General features: G+C 56.8%; 11 protein-coding genes and 2 pseudogenes. 9 read left to right on the forward strand and 4 right to left on the reverse strand.

The genetic code is table 11. The annotated features are described in order from the left end of the window. Positions 1 to 4 precede the first annotated feature (4 nt). The 3 genes from THPRO_RS10150 to THPRO_RS16295 are packed head-to-tail and all read right to left on the reverse strand — an operon-like array spanning position 5 to position 3,640. On the reverse strand, positions 5 to 988 hold the full coding sequence (locus tag THPRO_RS10150) for a hypothetical protein (protein ID WP_145930796.1): 984 nt from the start codon (positions 986 to 988) through the stop codon (positions 5 to 7). 57 nt (positions 989 to 1,045) lie between these two features. Next, positions 1,046 to 2,299 carry a porin family protein gene (locus tag THPRO_RS16695; protein ID WP_145930797.1) on the reverse strand — a complete coding sequence of 418 codons (1,254 nt, stop codon included), beginning with the start codon at positions 2,297 to 2,299 and terminating at the stop codon, positions 1,046 to 1,048. 15 nt (positions 2,300 to 2,314) lie between these two features. Beyond that, entirely contained in the window at positions 2,315 to 3,640 is a 1,326-nt protein-coding gene (locus THPRO_RS16295; protein WP_161489964.1) for a multicopper oxidase family protein, read from the reverse strand. 846 nt (positions 3,641 to 4,486) lie between these two features. On the opposite strand from THPRO_RS16295, the gene THPRO_RS10170 reads away from it, so the two are divergent. From THPRO_RS10170 to THPRO_RS10205, 9 genes and pseudogenes are all read left to right on the forward strand, one after another. Further along, positions 4,487 to 6,196: a heavy metal translocating P-type ATPase gene (locus THPRO_RS10170; RefSeq protein ID WP_330219986.1), complete on the forward strand. Its 1,710-nt coding sequence runs from the start codon at positions 4,487 to 4,489 to the stop codon at positions 6,194 to 6,196. After that, the gene (locus THPRO_RS17430; RefSeq protein WP_330219990.1) at positions 6,193 to 6,933 is read left to right on the forward strand and encodes an HAD-IC family P-type ATPase; all 741 of its coding nucleotides are present in this window, start codon (positions 6,193 to 6,195) and stop codon (positions 6,931 to 6,933) included. Before THPRO_RS10170 ends, THPRO_RS17430 begins: the two co-directional genes overlap by 4 nt. Positions 6,934 to 6,966: 33 nt before the next feature. Beyond that, positions 6,967 to 7,365 (forward strand): DUF302 domain-containing protein, encoded by a 399-nt coding sequence (locus THPRO_RS10175; RefSeq protein WP_038092510.1) that lies wholly within the window; start codon positions 6,967 to 6,969, stop codon positions 7,363 to 7,365. Between the two features lie 35 nt (positions 7,366 to 7,400). Further along, a complete protein-coding gene (locus tag THPRO_RS10180) occupies positions 7,401 to 7,607 on the forward strand; it encodes a CopZ family metallochaperone (RefSeq protein ID WP_065089579.1) in 207 nt (68 codons plus the stop codon). Positions 7,608 to 7,610: 3 nt separating this feature from the next. Next, a complete protein-coding gene (locus tag THPRO_RS10185; protein WP_038092515.1) occupies positions 7,611 to 7,850 on the forward strand; it encodes a glutaredoxin family protein in 240 nt (79 codons plus the stop codon). 155 nt (positions 7,851 to 8,005) lie between these two features. Beyond that, positions 8,006 to 8,188, forward strand: coding sequence for a cupredoxin domain-containing protein (locus tag THPRO_RS17005; protein ID WP_038092518.1), 183 nt, complete (start codon positions 8,006 to 8,008; stop codon positions 8,186 to 8,188). 59 nt (positions 8,189 to 8,247) lie between these two features. Then, positions 8,248 to 9,411: pseudogene (locus THPRO_RS10195) on the forward strand (IS3 family transposase). A 235-nt stretch (positions 9,412 to 9,646) separates the two neighbouring features. Continuing rightward, on the forward strand, positions 9,647 to 9,850 hold the full coding sequence (locus tag THPRO_RS10200) for an SHOCT domain-containing protein (RefSeq protein ID WP_052064599.1): 204 nt from the start codon (positions 9,647 to 9,649) through the stop codon (positions 9,848 to 9,850). 412 nt (positions 9,851 to 10,262) lie between these two features. Continuing rightward, positions 10,263 to 11,765, forward strand: coding sequence for a multicopper oxidase family protein (locus THPRO_RS10205; RefSeq protein WP_236717289.1), 1,503 nt, complete (start codon positions 10,263 to 10,265; stop codon positions 11,763 to 11,765). 187 nt (positions 11,766 to 11,952) lie between these two features. Here THPRO_RS10205 and THPRO_RS10210 read toward each other — a convergent pair. Beyond that, positions 11,953 to 12,223, reverse strand: a pseudogene (locus tag THPRO_RS10210) (IS3 family transposase); the annotation flags it as partial.

The following is a 12,223-nucleotide window of genomic DNA, read 5'->3' on the forward strand; positions in this document are numbered from 1 at the left end:
TGATCTACTTGGATTCGCCAGAGGCTATCAAGGCCTCGGCTTCCATCAAGCCAGCACGCCTTGGCCAGCGATACAAAACCATAAGCAGAACGAATATGAAAAAATAAATGATCGCATTACCGAACATATTACCCGGCATGCCAGTCACCCCATTTCCATAGGGCCCTCCAAATCTCTCTGCGGTCGACCACACCATAAGTGAGAATGCTGCTCCAACAGGCAAAAAATACCGCATGAGTCGACCAGATAACAAACTCCAGGCTATGGACGCCTCGGTAAGAGCAGCAAGGACACCAAACAAAGTGGGATCGATGCCTCTGATCAAGTCGATCCAGACTTGCAGATATGAAACCAGCCATGCAGGCTGATCTTGTTGCGCGTCGACCAAATACCCTATGAAATGATTGACGAAATAAGGATGCCATTTAAACAACGCATCCCATGCCCATAAAAACCCGAAAAAATAGCGAGCCGCATGCAGCCAAAGCAATATGTGATCATGCTTGGTATGCGCATTTGATGATGTGATCGGCTGACTGATTCTCCAAGTTGTATAGACGAGGATCATCGCGATGGTATAGGGAGGGGCTATTCCAGCATCCGTGCCACCAGTAGCCGGATTGAAATCGCCCAGGTGCTCAACACCCACCCACATTCCGAACATATACACGATACATATCCACAATGTGGACCTTAGCCCTCTTCCTAACAACAAGGTCAGCGCGATGTAAAGATCAATCAGTACAATGCCATTTCCGGCGAGATGAACCTGCCACGCAGACATCGGCAACCCAATAAAATGCGCCACTGATTCCTTATTGGCTCCAGATGAGGCATTCCAGGTGTTATAAAGCCAGATAATGCCGAAGATCACGCGCAAATAGGCGAAAATCATGCTCTGTGCTGGAGTCGATACTGGCGGAATATGCTTAGGTGCATGATGATCAAAACCTAGACATCGGAAAATATTCTGCGTTGTGTTTGACATATCACTCCCCTGCTAACCCCTCTCCGGAGAATACCGCCGGAGAGTGGCATGGCTCAGTTAAGGCAAATACCCATGCTCGGTATTGAGCAGGCTCGTTCGATTACCGAAATAGTCGTTCGATGTCGTGCCGAAATCGTATGCCAGACCTACGGTGACCGTGCTGTTACTCTTCAAATCAGCACCTTGTCCGTTAATCGAATATTGCAGCCCGCCATGATTACGAAGATAAGCGTATTGCGCTATCAGACTGGTGTTGGCACCCAGGCGGTAGGTGATGTTGGGCACGATGCTGTACCTGCTGGCAGATACACCGTCAAAGCGCTGATAAGCAATCGTGAGCGCTAGTTGCAGACGTGGCACCAAGTATGGAGATCGAACACGACGCAAGGACACAACATAAGCCTGCGATCGCGCCTGAGCCTGTGATTGAACGGTAGAAACCGAGTGGACACCTGCCCCTTGATTGGAGATCGCTTGAAAACGCAGATCCCAGTGGTCGATAGGGTCTCGATTCAGATTGATCACACCACCGAACACGTAGCTGTATACATGCTGTCTATTCGGGAGATTACGCACATCCTGGTAATACACTTCGGCGCCCAGCTGCCGAAGCCAACTGGCATAACGATTTCCAGGTGACAACTCGTAATTGACCTGTATGCCGCCACTGTTGAAAGAATATCGATCAAGCAACTGTCCCGTCGAGCTCGTTTCGAATTGATGCGACGCAAACCCGGTCAACCTTAGGCGGCTATGGAGCCAGTAGTAGCTTCCTTTCAGCACATCCCCGTATTGCGAATATTCCGAGACAGCAGTATTGATCATCGCATTGGGGACTTGCGTGTACTCAATCAAATCACTGTCCCTCAACGTTGGGAATGCAATTAGGTAATTAGGGAGTGATGTACGACCTATGCGCATCCCCCAATGCTGGGATTCAAGGAAGACATTGACCTGGTGGTAGAAAACCGGCCCGATACCGGAACCGGCATCAGGAAAACGCAGACCAAGCAGCATCCCGCCGTGGATACCTGAATAAAGTCGACTGTCAAATTGAGCATCCAGAAACGAATCTGAATAATTGATCATGCTGCCGGGCTGGCTGCCGCCGACCGTTAAATCAGACGTTGACCCGTCAGCCGTAGCGATGCCTCTTCCCATTATGCTTACGCGTGGCGCGACAGAGGAAGTGCCGACCGAGCGCATGAAAGAAGTGTCACCGAACGCAGTTGGAGCATGGACCATCAGAAACGCAGCCACTGCGATGCTGGATCGGCGGATTCCATTCGATAGATATTCAATAATTAGCATGATTAACTATCCCCCTTATTCGTCAATGGCAGTAAGTGGCGCATAGCCGCCGACGAAATCCTCATATTCGAGAGTCGTCAGCATTCCGCCTGGGTAAACACCATTGTTTGTCACGCGTGTCGTGTCATGATCGTGGAACGTCCAGACACCCGGGTTGTTGCCATAAACGACAATATCGGCAGTTTTCCCTGGCTTCACAGCGATAGTATTCCCTCGTATCGGCGCCGGTAGCAGCGCGCCATCATTGGCAACCTGATAGAAATCATGCCCATGCAGATGCATGTAATGCTCCAAAAAACCACCATTGATCAACCTAATTCGGATCCATTCTCCCGGCTTGATCAACAAGGGACTCGTTGCAGGATAGCTTTTTCCATTTATGCCAAAAAAATTCCAATTTGGCAGAACGGAACCACCTTGATTCCTGTTTTGACTATACGGAGGAATATATCCCGCCTTTATATGTTTCTTCAGATCGCCATAATTACGAAAAACGGCCAGCGTTTCCTTGGAAAGCTTATGCAATTTCATAAGCCTCATCTTTTCCTTCATACGTTCCAGCATTGCATTGAAGCCCTGGCGCGCGTAATCCAGAGCGAATGCCTCAAGCACCATGGTGTAATCACGGGCGTATGGGAATTGCTTTCGCACCGGATCGTCCTTGGACTCGACGATAAATGCACCATGCATACCTTGTGCTTGATGCAACGGAGTCGAGAAGTGGCAGTGATAGAAATGTGTGCCATAGGGTGCTGCTCGAAATTTATAAACGAACTTCTGACCTGGCATCAGTGGAGGTTGGGTAGTGTATGGAACACCATCCATCTCATACGGCGAGAATAGACCATGCCAATGAATGGTATGCATCAAGCCCGTTTTGTTCGTGAAAACCACTTTTACCCAATCACCTTCCTGAACGCGTATTTCTGGACCGGGAACTTGCCCATTGAAGGCCAGCGCGTGCATTTTTACGCCGTCTACCAGTTCATGCTCGGTCAACACCACATCTATATGGAACGTTTTGAACTCAACTTCGCTCTCACTGGGTATATTTTCATACGTGTACAGCGGCGAAATATCCCTCCCCACCCGCATGGCACCACCAAATCTATTCCTGGGATCGTTGTATCCAGGGCCCCCATCCAGCTTTTTTCCAGGCACTGGTCGAAAAGCACCACCCGGTATTGGAATGCCTCCGGGGCGGCCGGCTGGTATCACCGACGTACTGGCTGATGATGAAATATTTGCGTCATTAATGCCTTCTGCCTGAGCCGTGCGCGAACCCAGGGCACCCAGGGCCAATCCCGCCGCACCGGATTTGATGAAATGTCTACGATCCATTCGATTAATCCTCGCTATGTACGCGTCATTCTGGCCATACAGAGCCGTACGCCCATGTGACGCACACTTGATTTTCATCAGATAACGGGCAGAACCAGCTTTCGCCGGTTGTACTACGTCGTCACTGAGATTGTGTTTGCTGCGCGAAGCGCTGGCTTCGCGAGAAATGAGTCAGACTTAGATCGAGCGAGGAGGTTTGATCGGAGGGGGGTATACGCGTGAATGCAGCGCATTTTTTTCTGCGACTGATACCCAGTTGATAGGAGGATAGATGGGGAGAGTGTGTAGTGAAATCAAAGCCGCGCACGATGCCGCATTTCCGGAGCAGCAGCCCCACCCTATTGGATTGTTGGATGCGTGCCCTGTCGGCGCCGGTGCGGCGGTTTGGGTCATCGTTCTTGCGTAGGCATGACGGGCATTACCGCTGGCAGCATGGCTGGTCATTAAAGCGGCGCGCAATGGGCTGCCTGCCATGACTACGACAAGCAACAGGAGTACGCAGCGTTGAAGGTACCTCAATGACATTTGCGATGTGCTAGTTGCGCATTTGATGTGATTGCAAAGGTAAAGGTATTGGTATTTGAATCCCAAGCATTAGATGGAGATGAGCCATATTGCTATGATAAACATTGAAGTTAGCTACAAGGTCAATAGGCCTCTCCAGATTTTTCGCTATCTCCATGTCTGCATACTTACGCGACAGCCCTTGACATTGAACCTAGCAACAAGGCTTAAACTGGTTCTCACAGCATACAACGCACGAAAACTTTCTCCTGAAAGCTGCAATTTCAATATCCGATACTGAGAGAACCGATGAACTTGAAACTAAAGCCAGAGACGAATTATATGTCGCTACAGATCGGCGTGGAAGGCATGACCTGCGCCTCCTGCAGCGCGCGCGTCGAACGGGGATTGCGGAAATTGCCTGGCGTAGCCGAAGCCAATGTGAATCTTGCTACTGAGCGCGCGGAAGTGCGTTTCGATCCTCAGCGACTCACTCCGGCTCGGGTCGTGGATGCGATTCACGAGACTGGCTATACGCCAGTGAGCGGCGAGGTTGATCTGGAAATCGAAGGTATGACCTGCGCCTCCTGCGTAGGACGGGTTGAACGCGCATTGAAGCGAACACGCGGCGTGTTGGATGCCAGGGTGAACCTCGCCACTGAGCATGCACACGTGCAATACCTGCCTGCCATGATCGATCCTGAGTCGCTTGCCGCAGCCGTGGACGAAGCCGGCTACACTGCGCATCCCTTGAATGGGACCGATGTGGCGGATACGAACAAGCGGCGTGCTTCCCTGCGCGCCATGGGGCGAGATGTAGCCATTGCTGCAGGCCTTGCCGCGATCATCCTGATGCTGTCTATGGGAAGCACCTTCATCCCGGTCTTCAATCGCGCGTTGCAAACGGCAAGTCCATTCCCACATTTCTGGGATTGGGTGCAGTGGCTATTCGCCACGGTAGTACTATTCGGCCCTGGACTGCGTTTTTTCCGCCCTGGCTGGATTGCCTATCGGCATCTGTCACCAGACATGAATTCGCTGGTTGCCACCGGCACCGGCGCAGCTTGGGTTTATAGTACGTTGGTGCTACTGGCCCCAACACTCTTCCCAGCGGCAGCACGGCACGTGTACTTTGACTCTGCGGCAGTAGTGATCGCCGCGGTCTTGTTCGGGAAATATCTGGAAGAATTGGCTAAGGGCCGCACCTCCTCTGCGATCCGCAAGTTGCTAGGCTTACAAGCCAAAGCTGCGCGTCGACTGGAAGCCGACGGATCTGAAGTTGAGGTACCAATGGCACAACTGCGCATCGGCGACCGCGTGGCAGTGCGTCCGGGTGAGCGCATTCCGCTGGACGGGCAAGTGGTCGAAGGCCATGCCCATGTGGACGAATCCATGCTCACCGGTGAACCTTTGCCGATTGCCAAGGGCGTGGACGACTACGTTGTAGGCGGCACTGTGAACCGGGACGGGCGACTGGTGATCAAGGCCACCTCGGTAGGCCGTGACACCGTACTGGCGCAGATTATCAAACTGGTGGAAAGCGCGCAGACGGGCAAACTGCCGATCCAAGGGGTAGCCGACCGCGTGGTACGCATATTCTCGCCAGTGGTGATCGCCATCGCGCTCGTCACCTTCAGTGTATGGCTGCTACTCGGCGCGAACATCAGCGTGGCACTGGTTTCCGCTGTGGCGGTTTTGGTGGTGGCCTGCCCTTGCGCCATGGGCTTGGCCACGCCAGCGGCGATCATGGTAGGCACCGGGCGCGCGGCGGAACTGGGTGTGCTGTTTCGCAAGGGCGATGCGCTGGAGACACTCTCGCGCGTCGATACCATTCTGTTCGACAAAACCGGTACTCTGACCGAAGGTCGGCCATCGCTGGGCGCTGTCGAAGGGCGGCAGACCGATGAGGCCCTGCGTCTGGCCGCAGCGCTGGAAGCAGCCTCTGAGCATCCGCTGGCACGGGCCATCGTCGAGGCAGCCAAGGAACGCCAACTCGCCCCCCCTCTGTTGAAGACTTCCAGGCCGTGGCCGGCTATGGCATCGAGGGGGTGATCGAAGGTCGGCGCATTCTGGTCGGCGCACGGCGCTTCATGGAACGCGAAGGTGTGGAAACTGGCGCGTTCGTCGCGCGGGCTTCGGAACTGGAGGCAGAAGGCAGTACCGTCGTGTTCGTTGCCGCCGACAGTCAGGCGCTGGGAATACTTGCCATTACCGACCGCATTAAACCCGAGGCGCGTGCGCTGGTAGATGCCTTGCGCCAACGGGGTCTGCGCGTGGCTATGGTCACCGGCGATGCGCGCCGCACCGCTGAGGCGGTGGCCGCCAGACTTGCCATAGAAGATGTCCATGCGGAAGTTCTGCCGCAGGACAAGGCCAAGGTGGTCACCGAACTGCAAGAGACCGGCCGACGTATGGCTTTCGTCGGAGATGGGATCAATGACGCCCCGGCATTGGCGCAGGCCGACGTCGGCATCGCTCTGGCAAGCGGCACCGACATCGCCATCGAGGCGGCAGATGTGACCCTGACCCGTGGAAAGCTTGGCGAAGTAGTCACTGCACTGGACGCGGCACGCAAAACCCTGAGCAACATCCGCGGCAATCTGTTCTGGGCTTTTTTCTACAACATTCTACTAATCCCGATCGCCGCCGGCGTGGCCACGCCCATCGGTATCCATCTCAACCCCATGCTGGCCGGCGTCGCCATGGGTCTGTCCTCGATCTTCGTGCTCGGCAACAGTCTACGCCTGAAGCGCCTACGCGCATGGCGGATCGCGGCGGCAGCCGCATAGTTCAACAATCCATTGCAAAAAGGAGGGGGCACCATGAGCAAAATCGTATTTTCCGTCACCAGTCCCGAGAATTACGTCACCGCTGTCGAGCACGTCACCGAGGCGCTCAAGAGTGAAGGCTTCGGCGTGCTCACCACCATCGATGTGTCCGCCACGCTGAAAGCCAAGCTCGGAGTGGAGCACAAGCCTTACGCCATTCTCGGCGCCTGCAATCCGCACTACGCCCACCAGGCACTGGAAGCCGTTCCGGACATCGGCGTGCTGCTGCCCTGCAACGTCGTGGTGCGCGAGGAGGAGGACGGCCGCGTGAGCGTGGTGTTCATGGATCCCGAATCGGTGCTGGGCCTGATCGCCGATCCCGCCGTCGAGAAAGTTGGACATGAAGGGGCCGAGAAGTTGCAGCGCGTGGCCGAAGCCGTGGGCAAGGACTGAACCTTTACCTCGTCCAGGATACCCAGGAGACGCACATGAGCACAATCAATCTGAAGATCACCGGTATGACCTGCGAGCACTGCGTGCGCGCCGCCATCAAGGCGCTGGAAGGCGTGCCCGGCGTGGAAAAGGCCGAGGTCACCCTGACCCCGGGTGGTGCCGTGGTGCATGGCAAGGCCGACCCGCAACAACTGATCGCAGCGGTCAGAGAAGAAGGCTACAACGCCGAAATGCGGGGCTAGATCATGACCAATGTCCTGCTCTACACCAGCCCGGGCTGCCCGGACTGCGCCGCCGTCAAACGCTATCTCGAAGTGCGCGGGGTTGCCTTCGAGGAACGCGACGTGACCCTGCCGTGCGTGGCCGAGGAGGCCAAATCCCGCTACGGCGTGCGCGTCGCGCCAATCACTGTGATCGGCGAGAAAGTGCTATACGGCACCTTCGCCGACCAGAAACCGCGGCTCGATGCCGCACTCGGCGACTGAACGCCGCCTCATCGAGAGGAAAATGGAACTGAACAGGAAATTCATTGAACGATTTACGCTGGCCGCCACCTGCGTCGCGCTCGCTGTCCCGCCTGCCTTTGATTAGGGCATGATAGGCTCGGTCAACAACCACCCCGTGACCCCGAAATGGAGCGGTGCAACCCGGGCATCCCGACACCGCCTTCGAAGTGCGCGGCATCACCAATCCGACTCTGGTGGTGCCGGCCGGCGCGACCGCGCATCTCAATCTCGTCAACATGGACTGCGGCAACAACATGGAACACGGCGTTATTATCACCCGGGTACCGCCGCCGTATCAGCGTAACCTCAGGATGTAGTGGCCTAATGAAACCGGACACAGATATAGGCGAGAATGCTTGCCATAGAGAGGTGTCTGATGAGCAAACAACGACGTACATTTTCAACGGAGTTCAAGCGGGAAGCGGCTCTTCTGGTGCTGGATCAGGGGTATACCCTGATTGAGGCCAGCCGGTCGGTGGGGGTAGTCGACTCGGTTCTGCGCCGCTGGGTGCGGCAACTGCAGCAGGAACGTCATGGCATGACGCCAAAGAGCAAGGCGCTGACGCCCGAGCAGCAGAAGATTCAGGAGCTGGAGGCGAGGGTTCATCGCCTTGAGCGCGAGAAGGCCATTTTAAAAAATGGCTACCGCGCTCTTGATGTCGGAAAATCTCGATCCTATGCGTTGATTGACCAGTTAAGCCATCAAGAGCCCGTTGAATTGTGCTGTGCGGTGTTCGGTATTTCCCGATCCAGTTACTACGCACATCGATGCAGACGCCAGAATATTGATCTTGAGCGGATGCTTTTGCGCAGCCGGGTGAATGAGCTGTTCACGCAGAGCCGAGGCTCTGCGGGCAGCCGCAGCATCATGACAATGATGCAAGACGATGGCATTGATATTGGCCGCTTCAAGGTGCGCCGCCTGATGCAGGAACAGGGATTGATCAGTAAACAACCCGGTTCGCATGCATACAAGCAGGCGACGGTTGAGCGACTGGATATTCCCAATCGGCTGAATCGGGAATTTGCTGTATCAGCACCGAACCAGGTGTGGTGCGGCGACATCACCTACATCTGGGCTCAAGGCCGATGGCATTACCTGGCCGCCGTGCTGGATCTGCACACCCGTCGGGTGGTGGGCTGGGCATTCTCGAACAAGCCCGATGCCGCGTTGGTCATCAAGGCGCTGGAGATGGCCTATGAGCAGCGGGAGCGGCCGCAAGGGATGTTGTTTCATTCGGATCAGGGCGGGCAATACGCCAGCCGGCTATTCTGACAGCGGTTATGGCGCTACCGGATGCAACAGAGCATGAGTCGCCGTGGCAACTGCTGGGACAACGCACCAATGGAGCGGCTGTTTCGGAGCCTGAAGACAGAATGGGTGCCCGCATTGGGCTATGCCTCAGCCTTGGAGGCTCAACGGGATATCAGCCATTATCTGATGCATCGATACAACTGGCTCAGACCTCACCAATTCAATGAGGGACTGCCGCCCGCAGTGGCCGAGAAAAAACTTAACTTTCTGTCCGGTTTGACTTGACCACTACAGGATGCCGACCGGCACCGGGCTGGCCGGTATCGCGCCACCGATTCCCTGGCGCAGCAAGAAAGACCTGAGTCAGTCCCTGTTCGCTGCCTGCCGGCCCCCTTTCACCACGTCAGGGCATGCCGAGAAAGACATGTGCGACAAGTTTGTGGTCATCGGATGAGGATACGAAGATGTTATATGGAAACGGTCTGGAAGGATTTTTTGGCGCAATGTGGGGGTACCGATCATGGGATTTCTGATTATGCTGGCGGTGCTGGCCGCGGTGGTCTGGGTGGTCGTCGCGGTAGGGCGTTCGGCCTGGAAGGGGCGAGAAGCGCCACCGACGCTGCCGCGCCACGACAGCGCGCTAGAGGCGCTGCGCGAACGCTACGCCCGCGGCGAGATCGACCGCGAGACCTTCGATCGTATGCGGCGCGATATTGAGCGCTGAACCGATACAATGAGATAACCCACCGTGCATCCAAGTATTCTGACATGGATCGCCTGGATCGCACTGGTTTCAGGCGTTGCAACGGCCATCGCCATCATTGCCGCCTTGCTCGTGCTACCCCCGTCGGCACGCCCCCAAAAAACCTTTGCCCAAGCAGCAAATCACCACACATTGGCAACGCATCGCATCAATTCCGTTACTTCCAAATGGCTAGATGCATCTCGACAAATGGAGATAGCAACGATGGTTCAGAGAATATGCGGGTGGGGAAAACCAACAAAGAGAGAGATATAACATGACAACGCGCAAAGATATTGATCCTACAAGACGGCGATTGCTTCAAGGTCTGGCAGCCGGTGGCGTACTAGCCATCGGGTTGGGATCGCGGTCGACGCGCGCGCAAGGAGGGATGATGGGCGGTTCCATGATGGAGCACGCCACGATCAATGATACGACCGTGCCCGGCATCTTCTCGCGCCCGCTGCCGGTGCCGCCCCAACTTCATGGGAAGGCCGACGCGCGGAGCGTGTTGCACTATGCGCTGCGCGCGGGCGGCGGTCACAGCAAGCTGGTCGACGGCGTACGCACGCTCACTTGGGGCTACAACGGCGCGCTACTCGGCCCCACCCTGAGAGTGCCACGCGGCAAACCCTTGCAAATGTGGATCGCCAACGGCCTTGGTGTATCTACAACCTTGCACTGGCACGGTGCCCAGGTGCCAGGAGAAGTGGACGGCGGGCCGCACAATCTGATCACGCCCGGTGCCGTCTGGACACCGGCCCTCACGCTGGACCAACCGGCCGGCACGCTGTGGTATCACCCCCATCCCGACACCTACACCGGCCCGCAGGTGTATGCCGGGCTGGCGGGCTTCCTGCTGATCGATGATGGCGAGGATGAGCGGCTCGGACTGCCGCACACCTACGGCGTGGACGACATCCCGCTGGCCATCCAGGATCGGCGATTGGACGGTTCGGGGAGGCTCGTCTACATGAATCGGATGCCGGACATGATGGGCATGAAGGGCGACCGCTTTCTGGTCAACGGCGTTGAGCAGCCCTATGCGCAAGTCCCGGCCGGCTGGCTGCGACTCCGCCTACTTAACGGTTCGAACGCGCGCATCTACAATTTGGCCTTCGCCGATGACCGTGAATTCCATGTGATCGCCGGCGACGCCGGACTGTTGGAGCAACCAGTAGCGTTGCGCAGCCTACTGCTGGCCCCGGCTGAGCGGGCCGAGATATTAGTGGACCTGCGCCTCGAGCAGGGGCGGTCGCTGGTTTTGCGCAGCGATTCCAGTGCAGCGGTACCCGATCTCTACCGCATGCCCATGGCCGCCGATGCCTACGACCGCGGGCGTTTCGATCTGCTGCAACTGCGCGTGGGCTCGCCATCGGGTCAGACTACCCATCTACCCGCGCGGCTGATCGCCGCGCCGACCTTGCTTGCGGATGGTCCAAAACACGACTTCACGTTGAACGGCATGATGGGCATGATGGGCATGATGGGCGGAGGTTTCGGTGGTGGCCGCACGGCGGATGGCCCGGGCGGCATGAGCATGGGCATCGGCGGACGGGATCTGTTTGCCATCGATGGGCACTATATGCGCATGGACGTCATCGACCTGAAAACACCGCTCGGGCGCACTGCACATTGGCGCGTGCGCAACAGTAGCACCATGGCGCACCCCTTCCATGTGCATGGTACCTCGTTCCTCATCCGCAGCCGCAACGGAAACCCACCGTCGGCGCACGAGAGTGGCTGGAAGGATGTGGTACTAGTGCGCCGTGGCGAGACCGTAGAGCTGCTCGCGCCCTTCCATCATCGCGCCGACGCCAAGCACCCTTACATGTATCACTGCCATATCCTAGAACACGAGGATAACGGCATGATGGGACAGTTCACGGTAACCTAAGCAGCGTGTTTTACAGGCATTGGTTATGCTAGTGTCTGCTCACACTAATGAGTGAACCGCCCAGGATTTCGCGGAGGCTGTTGGGTTTAAGTTAAGCGGCAACGGGATTGGCTGCCCGAGTTGCCGGTAGTAATTGCCTCAGCTTCTGCTGGCGAGATATAGCCCAAGGGTTCCATCAGGCGTTGGTTTCGGAAACCCACAGCTGGTTGGGACGCTCGGCCGTGAACTGGCGCTTGACCCGATCCAGGGGGCACGGTGCCGCGGGGTTGCTGATCGTGGTGCGCACCGCCTGACGCGAATGACGCCGCACAGGCCCAGGCGGCGCATCAGCCGCTCGACGCTGCAGCGGGCCACCCCAATGCCTTCGCGCTTGAGCTGCTTCCAGACCTTGACCGCGCCGTAGACCTGATGGTTGGCGTGCCACACGCGCTCGATCTCGGGCAGCAGCAGCCCATCGT

This window comes from Acidihalobacter prosperus (assembly GCF_000754095.2).
Taxonomy (GTDB): domain Bacteria; phylum Pseudomonadota; class Gammaproteobacteria; order DSM-5130; family Acidihalobacteraceae; genus Acidihalobacter; species Acidihalobacter prosperus.